This window comes from uncultured Thalassolituus sp., from assembly GCF_950066645.1.
GTDB lineage: Bacteria > Pseudomonadota > Gammaproteobacteria > Pseudomonadales > Oceanobacteraceae > Thalassolituus.
In genome coordinates, this window is the sequence record NZ_CATMFB010000003.1 from 115,675 (window position 1) to 130,874 (window position 15,200).

Annotated in this window: 17 protein-coding genes and 1 other RNA gene; 9 read left to right on the forward strand and 9 right to left on the reverse strand. The window is 55.4% G+C overall.

Going from position 1 to position 15,200, the window contains the following annotated elements; genetic code table 11:
- The first annotated feature begins 85 nt into the window (after positions 1-85).
- Positions 86-628: a DUF882 domain-containing protein gene (locus Q1L85_RS04050; protein WP_300426862.1), complete on the forward strand. Its 543-nt coding sequence runs from the start codon at positions 86-88 to the stop codon at positions 626-628.
- Here Q1L85_RS04050 and ptsP read toward each other — a convergent pair.
- Together ptsP and rppH are read right to left on the reverse strand one after the other, a co-directional pair.
- Positions 625-2,904: a phosphoenolpyruvate--protein phosphotransferase gene (gene ptsP, locus Q1L85_RS04055; protein WP_300426861.1), complete on the reverse strand. Its 2,280-nt coding sequence runs from the start codon at positions 2,902-2,904 to the stop codon at positions 625-627. The two genes, Q1L85_RS04050 and ptsP, sit on opposite strands and share 4 nt — an antisense overlap.
- Positions 2,905-2,910: 6 nt before the next feature.
- On the reverse strand, positions 2,911-3,402 hold the full coding sequence (gene rppH, locus Q1L85_RS04060) for an RNA pyrophosphohydrolase (protein ID WP_300432331.1): 492 nt from the start codon (positions 3,400-3,402) through the stop codon (positions 2,911-2,913).
- 194 nt (positions 3,403-3,596) lie between these two features.
- On the opposite strand from rppH, the gene Q1L85_RS04065 reads away from it, so the two are divergent.
- Both Q1L85_RS04065 and Q1L85_RS04070 read left to right on the forward strand, forming a co-directional pair.
- The gene (locus Q1L85_RS04065; protein ID WP_300432333.1) at positions 3,597-4,259 is read left to right on the forward strand and encodes an HAD family hydrolase; all 663 of its coding nucleotides are present in this window, start codon (positions 3,597-3,599) and stop codon (positions 4,257-4,259) included.
- Between the two features lie 4 nt (positions 4,260-4,263).
- A complete protein-coding gene (locus Q1L85_RS04070; RefSeq protein WP_300432335.1) occupies positions 4,264-5,415 on the forward strand; it encodes an imelysin family protein in 1,152 nt (383 codons plus the stop codon).
- Here the strand turns inward: Q1L85_RS04070 and Q1L85_RS04075 are convergent.
- Positions 5,405-6,604: a class I SAM-dependent rRNA methyltransferase gene (locus tag Q1L85_RS04075; protein WP_300432424.1), complete on the reverse strand. Its 1,200-nt coding sequence runs from the start codon at positions 6,602-6,604 to the stop codon at positions 5,405-5,407. The two genes, Q1L85_RS04070 and Q1L85_RS04075, sit on opposite strands and share 11 nt — an antisense overlap.
- 120 nt (positions 6,605-6,724) lie before the next feature.
- On the opposite strand from Q1L85_RS04075, the gene Q1L85_RS04080 reads away from it, so the two are divergent.
- On the forward strand, positions 6,725-7,597 hold the full coding sequence (locus Q1L85_RS04080) for an HDOD domain-containing protein (protein ID WP_300432337.1): 873 nt from the start codon (positions 6,725-6,727) through the stop codon (positions 7,595-7,597).
- 1 nt (position 7,598) lies between these two features.
- On the opposite strand, the gene Q1L85_RS04085 is transcribed toward Q1L85_RS04080, so the two are convergent.
- Genes Q1L85_RS04085 through Q1L85_RS04100 form a run of 4 tightly spaced genes read right to left on the reverse strand, consistent with a single transcriptional unit; the run spans position 7,599 to position 11,920 of the window.
- Entirely contained in the window at positions 7,599-8,804 is a 1,206-nt protein-coding gene (locus Q1L85_RS04085; RefSeq protein WP_300432339.1) for a UbiH/UbiF/VisC/COQ6 family ubiquinone biosynthesis hydroxylase, read from the reverse strand.
- Positions 8,805-8,810: 6 nt separating this feature from the next.
- Positions 8,811-10,037, reverse strand: a complete 1,227-nt coding sequence (ubiH, locus tag Q1L85_RS04090) for a 2-octaprenyl-6-methoxyphenyl hydroxylase (protein WP_300432341.1) — start codon at positions 10,035-10,037, stop codon at positions 8,811-8,813.
- 6 nt (positions 10,038-10,043) lie between these two features.
- Complete coding sequence (pepP, locus tag Q1L85_RS04095) at positions 10,044-11,360, reverse strand: Xaa-Pro aminopeptidase (protein ID WP_300432343.1); 1,317 nt, start codon at positions 11,358-11,360, stop codon at positions 10,044-10,046.
- A gap of 8 nt (positions 11,361-11,368) precedes the next feature.
- A complete protein-coding gene (locus Q1L85_RS04100) occupies positions 11,369-11,920 on the reverse strand; it encodes a UPF0149 family protein (protein WP_300432345.1) in 552 nt (183 codons plus the stop codon).
- A gap of 166 nt (positions 11,921-12,086) precedes the next feature.
- Here Q1L85_RS04100 and Q1L85_RS04105 point away from each other — a divergent pair, with 166 nt between their 5' ends.
- From Q1L85_RS04105 to Q1L85_RS04120, 4 genes are all read left to right on the forward strand, one after another.
- Positions 12,087-12,299 (forward strand): TIGR02449 family protein, encoded by a 213-nt coding sequence (locus tag Q1L85_RS04105; protein WP_300432347.1) that lies wholly within the window; start codon positions 12,087-12,089, stop codon positions 12,297-12,299.
- Positions 12,292-12,606 (forward strand): cell division protein ZapA, encoded by a 315-nt coding sequence (locus Q1L85_RS04110; protein ID WP_300432349.1) that lies wholly within the window; start codon positions 12,292-12,294, stop codon positions 12,604-12,606. The genes Q1L85_RS04105 and Q1L85_RS04110 overlap by 8 nt, the downstream gene beginning before the upstream one ends.
- A gap of 55 nt (positions 12,607-12,661) precedes the next feature.
- Positions 12,662-12,842, forward strand: a non-coding RNA gene (ssrS, locus tag Q1L85_RS04115) — 6S RNA.
- Between the two features lie 6 nt (positions 12,843-12,848).
- The gene (locus Q1L85_RS04120; protein ID WP_300432351.1) at positions 12,849-13,445 is read left to right on the forward strand and encodes a 5-formyltetrahydrofolate cyclo-ligase; all 597 of its coding nucleotides are present in this window, start codon (positions 12,849-12,851) and stop codon (positions 13,443-13,445) included.
- Here the strand turns inward: Q1L85_RS04120 and Q1L85_RS04125 are convergent.
- Positions 13,425-13,550: a hypothetical protein gene (locus tag Q1L85_RS04125; RefSeq protein ID WP_300432353.1), complete on the reverse strand. Its 126-nt coding sequence runs from the start codon at positions 13,548-13,550 to the stop codon at positions 13,425-13,427. The two genes, Q1L85_RS04120 and Q1L85_RS04125, sit on opposite strands and share 21 nt — an antisense overlap.
- 128 nt (positions 13,551-13,678) lie before the next feature.
- Here Q1L85_RS04125 and Q1L85_RS04130 point away from each other — a divergent pair, with 128 nt between their 5' ends.
- Positions 13,679-14,134, forward strand: a complete 456-nt coding sequence (locus Q1L85_RS04130) for an EVE domain-containing protein (RefSeq protein ID WP_300432356.1) — start codon at positions 13,679-13,681, stop codon at positions 14,132-14,134.
- Here Q1L85_RS04130 and Q1L85_RS04135 read toward each other — a convergent pair.
- The gene (locus Q1L85_RS04135; RefSeq protein ID WP_300432358.1) at positions 14,118-15,101 is read right to left on the reverse strand and encodes an alpha/beta hydrolase; all 984 of its coding nucleotides are present in this window, start codon (positions 15,099-15,101) and stop codon (positions 14,118-14,120) included. The two genes, Q1L85_RS04130 and Q1L85_RS04135, sit on opposite strands and share 17 nt — an antisense overlap.
- Positions 15,102-15,200: the final 99 nt, after the last annotated feature.

Here is a 15,200-nt window from a genome sequence, read left to right on the forward strand (position 1 = left end):
GTAACCTGTGACCTTTGTTTGAGTCAGGTCAGAATTTATTTGGCATACTCCGTGTTGTAACTGATCTGTAACGGAGACCCGTAACATGCTGAATCGCCGAGTATTTCTGCAACAGGCTGCTGCCGTATCAGCGGCAGGAATGGCAGGTTTCAGCATGAATGCGCAAGCGTCTTCCCCCGCAGAAAAAACCCTTCACCTGTATAACATTCACACTGGCGAAACGGTCAGCAGCACTTTCTGGGCTGAAGGTTTTTACATTGATTCAGAAATTGAAACGCTGGACATGCTGTTGAGAGATTTCCGCGCCAACGACGTGATCGCCATGGAGCGTGAGCTATACCATCATCTGCACCGCCTGCAGACAATGTTCAATGCTAAACAGCCTCTCAATATCATCTCGGGCTACCGCTCACCAGGCACAAACGCGCGCCTGAGCGCTAATTCGAATGGTGTGGCAAAGCGCAGTCTGCATATGCAGGGACGAGCGATTGATCTGCGGATTCCTGGCGTTTCAACAAACGACCTGCAGAAAGCAGCGCTGAACATGCGTTTCGGTGGAGTGGGTTACTACCCAGAGGATGGTTTCGTACACCTGGATACAGGACGGGTACGCCGCTGGCAGGGTTAACGGACTGACGGACCGATAATACGACCAAAGCCGGCTTTTTCGAGCATAAGCTGCATGGTTGATGCGATTACCTGACCACTCTCCATGGTCAGTACTTCAGCGAGAAGCTGTTCAGACCACTCTTTACTGATACCACGAATAATCGACTTCACTTTCGGTAAGTTCGTCGCGTTCATCGACAGGCTGTCGTATCCCATCGCCATCAGCAGCACAGCCCCCATCGGATTACCCGCCAGCTCACCACAGACGCTGACGGGCTTCAGTTCGGCATGGGCTTCATCCACAATTTTCTTCAGCGCCATCAACACGGCGGGATGAAACGCCTGATAGAGATCAGCCACGCGGGGATTGTTGCGGTCAACGGCTAACAGGTATTGCGTCAGATCGTTACTGCCTACCGAGAGGAAATCCACCCGCTGCGCCAGATCAGGAATCTGATAAACCGCAGCCGGCACCTCAATCATTACACCGACCTGAGGCATCTCAACATGAAACCCTTCTTCCAGGGTTTCAACATGCGCCCGGTAGATAAGATGCAGGGCTTCATCAACTTCCGAAACGTTACTGATCATAGGCAACATGATGCGAAGGTTATTCAGGCCTTCGCTGGCCTTCATCATGGCCCGCACCTGCACCAGAAAAATCTCAGGATGATCCAGAGTTACCCGGATGCCACGCCAGCCCAGAAAAGGGTTGGCTTCGTTGATCGGGAAGTACGTCAGAGACTTATCACCGCCAACATCCAGCGTGCGCATCGTCACCTGATTAGGGCTGAAGGCTTCCAGCTGTTCACGATAGATTTTCTGCTGTTCGTTTTCGGACGGGAAGCGGTCCTTCATCATAAAGGGCACTTCGGTCCGGTAAAGGCCTACCCCTTCAGCACCGCGATCCAGACTGCGCAGAGCGTCGGTGATCAGACCTGTATTCACCAGCAGTGGAATACGATGACCATCCAGAGTTTCGGCAGGCTGATGCAGCAGACCTTCAAGATCTTCCGCCAGCGCCTGTTCTTCTTCATAAATGGCCTGATACTGTTCGCGCAGCTCTTCATTCGGGTTGGAATACAGCAGACCGCGATAACCATCGACAACGATATCAATGCCTTCCAACTGGGCGTAAGGAAGATCGACGGCCCCCATTACGGTAGGCACACCCATCGCACGGGCAAGAATTGCCACATGAGAGTTTGATGATCCTTTTACGGAGACCAGAGCGCGGAGTTTATGCGTCGGGACTTCGCCCAGCATCGCGGGTGTCAGCTCTTCACTGACCAGAATCGTGGCGTCGGGATAATCATCTTCACTGGTTTCAACTTCAGCACCCTGCATATGTGCAAGAATGCGGGTTCCGAGATCCATGATGTCAGTAGCCCGCTCACGCAGGTAGACGTCTTCCATCATCTGGAAGTGGCCGACATATTCCATCACCACTTCACGCAGAGCGCCCTGTGCCCAGTTACCGCGCTGAATGGCCGCTTTTACCTCCGCCCCCAGCGCATTGTCATCGAGCATGTTCAGGTAGACATCGAACAGCGCCATTTCTTCAGGCCGCAGCTCACCCTCGAGCTGCCCACCGAGCTTACGGATTTCATTCCGCGCAGCATCTAACGCCTGATCGAAGCGGGCCAGTTCGTCGGCGATCGATTCCGGCTCACGATCGACCACACTGGCCAGGTCTGCCGCCGGAGAGATGACCACACCAACCCCGAGACCAACACCGGGCGCACCAGGCGCACCATTAAACCGCGCTGACTTCTTCTGTTCTGAAGGTGTCTTGGGAATGTGCAGAATATTGCCCGTGGCTTCCGCGTGTGCAATCACCCCGGCCAGCTGAGCAGACATAGTCACGAGGAAAGCTTCTTCACCTTCATCGAACTGGCGGCTGTCACGCTGCTGTACCACCATCACGCCCATCAGGCGCTTGTGGTGAATAATGGGCACACCCAGAAACGAGAGGAATGGGTCTTCACCGGTCTCAGGCAGAAACTGAAAGCGCGGATGCGCCGGCGCATTATCGATATTAAGAGGCTCTTCGCGGGTCCCGACAAGACCAACCAGGCCCTGCGAGCTGGAAAGGCTGACTTTGCCGACGGCTTCTTCTTTCAGGCCTTCGGTCGCCATCAGCACATAGCGTTTGGTCTCCGGATCGTACAGATATACAGAGCATACTTCAGTGCGCATCGCCTCGCGGATACGGGCAACGACCACTTTAAGAGCTTCACTCAGTTCAGTAACTGAGCTGACCTCCTGTACGATTCTCCTGAGTATATCTAGCATGCATCCTCAGCCAGCATGGCGTTGTAACCGCGCGATACGGGGCGCCAGCTCCGTCATTGCACGGCGATATACGTCCCGCTTAAACGAGACGACCTCTCCAAGCGGGAACCAGTAACTCACCCAGTTCCAGCCATCAAATTCGGGTTTTCCGGTTGCTGCGAGATTAATGTCCGATTCCTTACCGGTCAGTCTCAGCAGGAACCACTTCTGTTTCTGCCCAACACACACAGGGCGGCTGTCATGGCGGACCATGCGCCGGGGTAATCTGTAACGCAACCAGCCGCGGGTACAGCCGAGAATCTCGACATGCTCACGCTGGAGACCAACTTCTTCAGCCAGTTCTCGGTACAGTGCTTTCTCCGGAGACTCGCCCCGTTTGATTCCCCCCTGCGGGAACTGCCAGGCATTCTGACCAATCCGTTTCGCCCAAAGCACCTGTCCCTGCTCATTGCAGAGAATGATGCCCACGTTCGGACGGTAACCTTGTTCGTCTATCACAATGCCATCCAAATATTTCTTTCTGGCTTCAAACCTTGCCGATTTCGTGCCAAAGGTCAATAGCCATTATCCCGGAATCTGATATCCGGTCGCTTTCCGGTGCCCATTTGTTCACCAGAGCGCAAGTTACAAGTGAGGAAAGTATGCGCTGTTCCCGGTAGAATAGCGATTTATTTCATGCAGGATTCCTGACTGTGGCACTCGCTATTTTTGATCTTGATCACACTTTGCTGTCCGGAGACAGCGACCACGCCTGGGGCCAGTTTCTGGTCGACAGGGGCCTGGTAGACCCCGAAGTCCACAAGCTCCGCAACGATCATTTCTACGAGCAGTACAAAGCAGGCACCCTGGATATCCATGAATATCTGGAATTTGCGATGCGCCCGCTCACGGAGCACGAACCCGACAAGATGCATGCAGAGCGAGAAGTCTTTCTTGATGAGCGCATCGAGACCCTGATCAGCCAGCGCAGCCGTGACCTGCTCCGCAAGCACGAAGAGCAGGGGGATACGCTACTGATCATCACCGCGACCAACGGTTTCGTCACCTACCCGATTGCCGCGCGCCTGGGCGTTGCCCATATCATTGCGCCACATCCGGAAGTCATCGAAGGCCGCTACACAGGCAAAACCGTCGGCGTCCCGAGTTTTCACGAAGGCAAAGTCACCCGCCTGAAAGAGTGGATGGAAACCCACCAGCACGATCTGGAAGGCAGTTATTTCTACAGTGACTCGCACAATGATCTGCCGCTGCTGCGACTGGTTGACCACCCGGTTGCGGTTGATCCCGATCCGACGCTCAGAGCCGAAGCCGAAAAGGCTGGCTGGCCCATCATCAGCCTGGTTGACCCGGAGTAAATTCATGCGGCGTTATGCTCTGGCGGCGTTAGTGATGGCAGCAGGCCTCACCAGCTGCTCACAACAGGAAGAAGCCCGTCCGCTGGCCCCTGCAGCATCAGTACTGCCCGCGCCTCCGGCGATTCCTGAGGCGCAGCACTACACCAGCCATCTGATTGCAGAAAGCTACGAGCATCTCACCGCCGCAGAAGCCGCTATTTCGTCTCTGGAACAGGCAATACAGACACTGATTGCTCAACCCGAAGAAGACGCTGTCCGTCAGGCCCGGCGGCTATGGCGTGAAAGTTACTCTCAATACCTGATTGCACAGGCATCTATGCGCCTGCCCGTCAGTGAGCCGCCAGAATGGCGAAGCGCTGGCCTGACACGCGACGACCTCGAACGCCAGATCAACAGCTGGCCAATTGAGCCCGGTTACATAGATTATCTGGAAGGGTATCCGTATTCCGGGATCGTGAATGATACTGCACTGGAGCTGACGGAAAGCAGCCTGCTGGATCAACATCAGTTCGCCGACGACAGCTACGTGAGTATTGGTTTTCACGCGATTGAGTTTCTGCTCTGGGGCGAAAGCGGTCAGCGCACCGCCGCAGACTTTGACCGCTCATTAAAAACGGTTGCCAGCGAGGAGCGTCCCGCCGTCATCAATCAGGAGCGACGGGGTGACTACCTGCTACACACAGTGCGCCTGCTCCGCCAGCATATGCAGCGACTGCAACTACGCTGGTCTCCGGAAACGGGTTATTACGCCAGCCGTCTGGCCGAGGTCAGTCCCGAGAAAACCCTGCAGGCCAGCATGTTAACGGCGCAGTCGCTGATCGCAGATGAACTGTTAAACCGCTACATGAACGAAGAAAGCAGTCCGTTCAGCAAACAGAGCCAGGCAGACATCAGCGCACTGACGACGGGCCTGTCTCACCTGCTCCTTCCTGAAGACAGCGCAACCGGACTTAATCCCATGCTGGTGCCTTATCCTGAGCTGAGTCAGCGCCTGCAGGCAGGGTTTGCCGGAACAGAAGAGTGCCTGAATGACTGGGAACAGAACGACAGTGAAGCGCTGGCGCGCCAGAACTGTCGCCTGAAACTGATTGAGCTGCTGTCCGCACTGGATCAGACGGCGCAGCAACTCGGAATGGAAGTCCCGCTCAGCGAGTAGGCAGCACGCGAGCAAATACCGCTTTCAGATAACGGGTTTCGGGAATCGCCGGCAATACCGGATGGTCTGCACCCTGCGAGCCCACGTGCTGGATCATCACCTCACGATCCAGCTCCCGCCCCAGCGTCCGCAGGATATCCGGGAGACGATCGTCCGCCAGATGCATTGAGCATGAGCCGCTGACAATAATCCCGTCGCGGTTCAGCAGACGCATCGCGATCTGGTTGATCCGCTTATAAGCCTGCTCGCCAGCCTTGATGTCTTTGCGGCGCGGGATAAACGCCGGAGGATCGACCACAATAACGTCGAAGCGCTCAGCGTTATCCCGTAACTGCTTGAGCGCAGCAAAGGCATCCCCTTCCCAGCAGTGCAGCTTTTCTTCTACGCCATTAAGTGCGGCGTTCTGCTCCACCCAGTCCAGCGCCTGCGCTGAAGCATCGACACAATGCACTTCGGCGGCACCATGACGGGCAGCCTGCACGCCCCAACCACCGACGTAGCTGAATACATCCAGTACGCGCTTACCTTTCACCAGTCGGTTAAGCTGGGCGCGGTTCTCGCGGTGGTCATAGAACCAACCGGTTTTCTGACCGTGAATCACGGGTGCCATAAAGCGGGTGTCGTTCTCAATCAGCGGTGCACAGTCGTCTTCCAGAGCCCCTTCAACAACTTCGACGTATTCCGGTAAGCCTTCGACAGCCCGGAGCTTACCGTCGTTCTTCAGAACGATCACTCGTGGCGATGCGACTTTCTGAATCGCATGTACGATCTCATCCTTCAGCAGTTCCATCGCGACACTGGAGATCTGAGCCACGGCGACATCACCAAAGCGATCAATTACCAGCCCCGGCAGGCCGTCGCTGTCGCCATACACCCAACGGTAACAACTGTGGGGATACCAGAGCTCACGACTGCTCATGGCCACCTGCAGGCGGTGCACCAGCAGCGATGCATCCAGTAACTGGCGGGTATCGCGACTGATCAGTCGGGCGCAGATCAACTGCTCCGGGCTGACCACAGCTACGCCCAGCGGCTTTCCACCGGCAGCCTCTACCACAACCTGCTCTCCCGCTGTCAGGTCCTTGAGCGGTGTCGCTGCAGTGTCAACTTCGTTGCTGTACACCCACAGGTGACCACCCTTCAGACGGCGTTCGGCTTTGGGTTTCAGGCGGAGTACGGACAACATGATGATTCCTCAGGAAAGCTGACGGATGGAGTAAGTCCGTCAGAGATAACAAAATTAACATTCATTATACGCGAGCCGGACTAAACTTCGTGTATCCAGGCATTCAGGATACTCGTATCAACTATGGCCAGCGAACTGACCGAAGCCCAGATACTGGAGATCATGCAGGGAATCAAGATTCCACCCCAGCCTCAGATACTGGTGGACCTGCAGATCGAACAGCTGAACCCAGACCCTGACCTTCAGGCGATTTCGCGCCTGATCAGTCAGGACGTCGGGCTTTCGGGCGCCATACTGAAAGTGGTCAACTCTCCGGCGTTTGGCCTCAGATCCCAGATCCTGTCGGTGCAGCAGGCGGTCAGCCTGATCGGGGTCGGCAGTGTTATCAACGTGATCAATGGTCTCGCCATCCGCAGCGAACTGAGCGATGAAAATATCGTTCAGCTCAACCGCTTCTGGGACACAACAACAGACATCGCCAACACCTCCGTCGATATCGCCCGTTTTATCGGCTTTGAACAGACTGACTGGGCGTACATGCTCGGGTTATTCCACAACTGTGGTATCCCGCTGATGATGATGCGCTTTGATAATTACTTCAAAGTCATGGAAGAGTCGTACGGCCACCCTGAAAAAAGAGTGGTAGATACTGAGAATGAACTGCTGAACACCAACCACGCTGTGATCGGTTATTACACGGCCAAGTCCTGGCGGATACCTAAGCCCATCTGCGACGTTATTGCCGAACATCACAACGCAACCCGCTACTTTCAGCCCGACAACCAGAGCGACGATACCCGCAAAACACTACTGGGGATTCTGAAGATCGCGGAACATATCTGCGGAAACTACCGGATACTCGGGCGCCAGTCTGAAGATCTGGAGTGGCAGGCCAGCTCGGCGGAGATTCTGGCCTATCTGGGCATCGGCGATTACGACATTGAGCAACTGACCTTCAACTACCAGGAGAGTGGCGTCAGCGTTCAGAACTACTGAGTCAGACCTTTTCCAGCCCCATCGCCTTCATAACAACATGCTGCTTCACCGGTAGCGCCCTGTCAAACAGACGCATACCCTCATTCCGCAGTAGCCGGATCAGTGGAGCATCCGCCGCGAACAGACGCTTGAACCCTTCCATAAGTGCCATCGTCGCGAGATTGTCGGCCTGCCGGCGACGCTGATAACGTCCGAGCACTGCATCGCTGCCCGGGTTTAAACCTTTGCTCAGAGCACGGAGAATCTCTTCCGCCAGCACTTCGGCGTCTTTAAAGCCCAGATTCACACCCTGACCGGCAAGCGGGTGAATGGTATGAGCGGCATCCCCGGCCAGAACCACGCCGCGCTCATAATATTGACGAGCGTGACGCTGACGTAGTGGAAAACGCTGACGGGCAGAGACCTCTGTCACCTTGCCCAAATGACCTTCGAAGGCCTGAGTAAGCGCCGCACAGAACGCATCATCTTCGAGGGCGAGCACCGCATCTGCTTCTTCGGGCATAGTGGACCAGACGATAGATGCGACATGCTCATCCGAATGCAGTGGCAGAAACGCCAGCGGTCCCTGTGGCCGGAAGCGCTGCCAGGCCGTGCCGGCGAGACTTTTCTCTGTTCTGACGGTGGCTACGATGGCGTGATGCTCATAGTCCCATTCAGTGGTTGCCACGCCTGCCAGCTGACGCACCCGCGACAAAGCACCGTCTGCACCGATGACTAGCCGCGCCGTCAAAGTCTCACCATTACCAAGGGATATCGGTACCCAGCCGTGTTCATCCGGGTTATCCAGACTGGTGAGCGTAGTCCGTAACTGAGTGACGCCCTCAAGCGCAGCGTTGACCTGCTGCAGTGCCCAGAGGGTCTGGCGGTTTTCGACAATATGCCCGAGTGCTGGCACATGCAGTTCAGCCGCATTGAATGTGACCGCTCCGGTGCCTTCAGCGTCCCAGACATGCATCCGGGTGTAGCCACTGAGTACACCGGCCGGAATGTTTTCCCAGACACCCAGACGGGTCAGAAATGCCTGCGTCTGAGCTGTCAGGGCACTGACCCTGAGGTCATAGTCCTGCAGTCCGCCGACGGGGGCCGGAGCCTGTATATCTGCCGGGTCGATCAGGGCAACACGGACCGTATCGGAGCCGCCTGCCAGAGCGGCGGCAATTGCCTGCCCGACCAGTCCTGCTCCTACAATGGCAACATCAAATTGCATGGCGTTTTATCCCAGTTTGGCTGCGGTGTGGCCCAGGCCCATCGCATGGCGTGCAAATAAACGACGGGCAACCGGCGCCGCCGACATGCCCAGAAGACCGGCATCCCGCAGAATCGCCACGCCCGGTGCGCGACTGCCAAACAGGCGCGGTAACAAGTCGCTGGCCAGAATCGTATTGCGCTGGTCAGTCTTCTGTTGTTCGAGATATCCCATCAGCACCCGCAGGTCGCCCACCTGACGACCTTCCCGGACCGCGCGGTTAAGGTGCTCAGACAGCACGGCAGCGTCACGCAGAGTCAGGTTGAACCCTTGTCCGGCGACCGGGTGCAGGCTGTGTGCGGCATTTCCCAGCAGAACGAGCGAACGGCGGACCTGCTCGTTCGCTTTTACCAGCGCCAGCGGATAAGTAAGGCGCTCTCCGATGTCAGTGATACGCCCGACGCGATAGCCGATACGCTCCTGCAGACGCGCGATCAGCGTGGCATCGTCCTGAGCCAGAGCATCTGCCATTTCGTCGTCGCTGAGCGTCCAGACCACTGCATAGTCATGACTGTGAAGTGGCAGAAACGCGATAGGACCGTCTTCACTGAAGCGCTCAAAGGCCCAATGCTCATGCGGCTGATCACAACGCACCTGAGTGACCAGAGCCTGCGTCCCGTAGGGGCGTCGCTGCTGGACAATCCCCAGCTGAGGCATAAGAGGCGATCGCCCACCATCCGCCATAACCAGCAAACCAGTCTGCAGAGTACGTCCGTCGCTGAGCTGCAGCCCGGCACCATCGGCGTTCATTGTTACCTGAGTGACTTCGGCCGGCGCCAGTGACAACAACCCACGAGCCTCGTCCAGGCCGTTCAACAACCCGTGACCAAGGCGATGGTTTTCAATGATATAACCGAGCGCGTCGGTACCCTGCTCGCTGGCATGTAGCTGAGTCTGCCCGAAGCGCCCTTCATCACTCACCTGAATATGATCAATCGCACAGGCCCACGGGCTGATGTGCTGCCACAGGTCGAGCGCTTCGAGAATCTGACGGGTTCCCCAGGATAACGCCGTTGCTCTGCCGTCAAAGCTCGGGGGCCTGTCCGTCGCGTCATTCCAGACCAAAGGCTGACGATCAATAAGAGCAACCGTCAGACCGGCCTGGCGCGCAGGTTCAAGCAGGTGAACCATGCTGGCACCGGCCATTCCGGCACCAAGTATGGTGATATCAGCATTCAGGTGGGTATCAGTCATGCGTACTCAGGCACTCATCAGGGCTTCGATATCGGCAACCTCTTTGACCACCGCACTGGTCAGCACGTGGCAGCCGCCTTCAGTTACTACGACGTCATCTTCAATCCGGATGCCGATACCACGCCACTGTGGTTCCACCGACTCATCATCCGGCGCGATATACAGGCCAGGTTCGACGGTCATCACCATCCCCGGCTCCAGTACCCGCCACTGACCATCAATGCGGTATTCACCCACATCATGTACATCCATGCCGAGCCAGTGTCCGGTTTTATGCATATAAAACTGGCGGTATGCGAGCGCTTCAATCAGCTCGTCAACGTCGCCCTGAAGCAGGCCATATTTCACCAACCCTTCCGTCAGGACACGAACCGCAGCCTCATGCGGCTGATTCCAGTGGTTGCCCGGCTTCACCGCCTCAATGGCCGCGTACTGAGCATCCAGAACAAGCTGATACATTTTGCGCTGCGCGTCACTGAAAACCCCATTCGCCGGGAAAGTGCGGGTAATATCAGAGGCGTAATAATCCAGCTCACAGCCCGCATCAATCAGAATAAGGTCACCGTCGCTGATGGTGTCGTCATTGCGGGTGTAATGCAGAATACAGGCATTATCGCCGGCACCGACAATCGACGGGTACGCTGGCCAGCGGCTGCCCGCCGCCATGAATATATGCATCAGCTCGGCTTCAAGCTGGTATTCCTTCATTCCCGGACGCACCACCTGCATCGCCCGGGTGTGCGCTTCGGCACTGATATCGGCGGCCGCCTGCATCACTTCGACTTCTGCCGGCGATTTAATCAGACGCAGCTCGTGCAGCAAATGATCCAGCGCACTGAATTCATGGGGTGGCGTCGCGCCGTTACGCACCTGAGTTTTAATGTGATTAACCCACTGCATCAGCTGACGGTCGAACTCAGGGCTGACACCCAGACTGGCGTATATACGATCCTTACCCTCAATAAGCCCGGGCAGGATGTCGTCAATATCAGAAATCGGGAAGGCATCATCGCAGCCGAGCACCTCAGGGGCGGCCTCTGGCCCGACGCGACGGCCGGTCCAGATTTCCTGTTCTTTAATTTTTTCCTGACAGAAGAGTACGTACTCGCCGTGATCACGGCCCGGAATCAGCACCACGACTGAGTGCTCTTCAGCAAAGCCGCTCAGATAATAAAAATCGCTGTCCTGGCGGAAAGGGTGCTCCACGTCGCGATTGCGCACTGTGACCGGCGCAGACGGGATGATGGCAATGCTGTTCGGACTCATCAGGTCCATCAGCGAACGACGACGCTTAGCGTACTCAGCAGAATCCAGACGCAGCATATTTCACCTCAGTGCAGAGTTTCCGGCGCTTTTGGCGCAGGCTGATTAAAAGCATAAAAGACTGTCAGGGCAGCAACACGGGCATGTTCCGCCAGTTCGAGATACAGCTGAGTGTTTTCCGGGTCGTTCACATCGTCGATCTGCGCCTGAGAGAAGGCATCCAGATCCTGCAGAACTTCCAGCACATCAGCATCCGGACGACCGGAGATTTTGCCGGAAGCGCCCAGACCATCAAGAAATCCTTTGCTCCACTGCGCCAGACAATCCACCTGTTCATCGATATCAGCTTCTTCATCATCAGGCAGCAACAGAGTGAAGCTCATGTCTTCTGCCTGCATCTGCTTCAGTACAGCCGTGTACAAGCCTGCCAGCACACCCTTAAGTGCATCACTGAGCTCATCAATCTCCAGATAGTCCATCGCCTCCTGCTGCCAGGCATCTCCTGTCAGTCGGCCACCACTGGCAAGATAACCACTGAGCCAGCCGTGCAGGGCTGAAGGCGTCTGGTAACATCCGGATTCATCCCAGAGGTCTGCAAGCGCAGGATATTCGATCGTCATATTGGCCTCGCTGTGAACTATTAAGGTGATTCTACCACCTCAGCACTTCACGTACCTCAACACTGAAGCTCAAGCCAACATAGGAACAGCGTCGCCTGTCTCCATTGACCCGACTGGCGGCGGCCTCTTATATTAAGCACTGTTCTGAATAAGGTGACGGATCGCAATGCACGAGGCCGAACTACAAACTCTGATGCGCAAAATCGAGAAACTACTCGATATTCATGAAGACCTGCGCGAACAGAATAAAACCATGCGCGCTGCCGAGGCCTCCTGGCAGGCTGAGCGGGCAAAACTGATTCAACAAAACGAAATTGCCCGCCGAAAGGTCAATGAAATGATTACCCGCCTGCAAACTCTGGAGCGTAACAGTGGCTAACAGCTCAAAAACACTGGCATTGACCATTCTCGATCGCGAATACCGGGTGAACTGCCCACAGGGTGCCGAAGCCGATCTGCGCGAAGCAGCACGCTTTCTGAATGAAAAAATGGAAGAAATCCGCGACGCCGGCTCAAAAGCCGGGAAAGTACTGGGCACTGACCGCATTGCTGTGATTGCTGCACTGAACATCACGCACCAACTGCTTGATGCGGAACACCGAGAAGCAGACGTCAATGGTGGCATTCAACGCATCAGTGACCGTATTGATGCGCTGCTGGCAGAAGACTCTCAGCTCGAACTCTGACAGATTTCACAAAACAACACGTGACATCCACACCCATGGCTTTGCTATACTGAACTGGCTCCTTGGAGTACCAGTCGGTAAAGACCTCGAGCCGATGCTTAAAACCTTGGAGGGTTTCTCTCGTTGTTGTGAGCATGTCCGGCATGACCGGAAAGCCTGATTCAATGACCGGACCTTCCACCTTGAACCACAGGGTTCAAGGGCTTTATCCGACATACGGTACACCAGGGAGCTTTCCTTCCGTGAACAAGAAAGAGTTGCGCAGACTGATCCGTCAGAAGCGCCGCGACCTCACCCCTTCAGAACGAAACATCGCCGGACGCCGGCTACTGAAACAGTTAACCGCCCGTCCTGAATACCTGTACTCCCATCGTGTTGCACTCTACCTGAGTAATGATGGAGAGATTGACCCACAGTGGGCAATTCAGGATCTGTGGAAACGGGGAAAACAGGCCTTCCTGCCCGTGCTGCATCCACTGCGTAAAGGTGAGCTGGTGTTTATCCGCTACGCGCGGAATACCCCAATGCGTAATAACCGATTCGGGATCAGCGAACCCGACTTCCGTCGCGGAAAACAGGTGTCAGCGCGTTTTCTCAGCCTGATCTGTCTGCCACTGGTTGCTTTCGATTCACGTGGTAATCGTCTTGGTATGGGCGGCGGCTTTTACGACCGCACACTGGCATTCACCCACCATCAGGGGCAGAAACCCCGCCTGGCAGGTTGTGCATACGCGTTTCAGGAGGTCAGACTATTGCCAGCGGAATCCTGGGATATACCGCTGCAACTGATAGTCACCGATCAGGAGGCCAGGCCTCTGTCAGCGGATACTGGTCTCTGAGGCCAGTACCGTAGGTTCCCGGCGCTCATCGGCGGCCAGTTTGGTAACGGCAGAGCCCAGCACCACGAGTAAAGTGAGAAACAGCAAAATATCCGGCTTTCTCATTGTCCTGCAAATCCCAATGTAGCAATTATCTGCTCCGGCTGTGATTAGCCGGAACATTTGTTATTGTTTTTCAGTAATCTGTTTTGCACTCAAGCAAGCAACCAATAGGCCAAGCCTGATACTTAATTATGAAATACTGGTTACTTAAATCCGAGCCGGACACATTTTCGTATACCGACCTGGAGCACGCACCCGAAGGGCGCACAGTATGGGATGGCGTGCGCAATTATCAAGCACGAAATATCATGCGTGACGATATTTCAGTGGGTGATCTTGCCTTTTTCTACCATTCCAGCTGCAAAGAGCCTGGCATCGCAGGTATTTGCCGCGTTGCTCAGACAGGACTGACAGACCCAAGTTCCCTGGATCCTGAATCAGAATACTACGACCCTAAGTCGTCTGCAGACAAGCCCAGATGGATAACTATTGAAGTTGTCGCGAAATGTGCACTTAAGCGGGTCATCACTCTGAAAGAGCTGCGCCAGCATGACGCACTTAAAGATATGTTATTACTTAATCGCGGCCGCCTGTCAGTACAACCAGTGACCGCAGAAGAGTGGGACTACATTATGGAGCTGGCGTAAGTTCTGGCGCCAGAGTGCTGTTAAGACGCCCGGCAATATGCGCATACATATCCGCCCGTTTGTCGAGCGATTCATTCACCAGATGGTGACGACCATCTTCCAGAATAAATAATTCGCGCTGAGGAAATTTTTCTTCAAGCACTTTCATATTGTGCTGCCAGTCGACCGTACCATCCTGATCCCCCTGGACGATATACACCGGGAGGTCGAGCGCCGGCTGAGCCTCAATAAAGCGTATCCACCGCAACATCGCCCCCACCCACTGCACACTCAGATAAACAGACTGCAAGGGGTCCTGGGTACGGACGAAATCCAGAAAGTCTTCATCCGATGAAGAGTTACCATGATTACGCTTCATCTGCTTCACGAACATACTCGCGACCGGATGCATTACTGCGCCCTTCAGCCAACCGACTGGACGGACCAGCGGAGCAAGCAGTATTACGTCAGCAAATGGGTTCTGAGCCTTTTTAAATCCACGTTTCAGCAGATAATTCACCAGAATAGCGCCGCCCGTGCTCTGACCAAATGCGACCAGCGGCCCGGGCATGTGCTCAGTCACTTGCTGCATCAGGCCACTGAAGACCGCATCGTATTCCTGGAAATCGGTAATGCTGGCCTGCTCACCGCTCGACAAGCCATGCCCCGGCAGATCAAACGCCACGACATTCAACTTCTGGCGCAGGCAGAAATCGATCAGCGAACCATAGAGACCGAGGTGATCATAATAGCCGTGCACCAGAACCGCCGTCCCCACCGCACCCGGACACATCCAGCGCTGTAGCGCGATTTCATAATCTGCGATCTTCAGCTTACCGGCCTGATGACTCAACGCGTCAGCAGATTCATCAAAGTTAAGGCGGTAATGCTGGCTATATCCTTTCAGCTGCGGACCAGGCTCCGCCTCTGGTAAAGACCAGTCAAACTCACCTAACTCCTCAATAAGCGTGTCGCGATTCCAGTTCATGGGATGCCTGTTCAGAAAGTACAGCTATGAGTATAGAGGGGGTTTATGAAGTTTTGAATGAACAAAAGCCCCGCGATGCGGGGCTTCTGTATAGTCGAG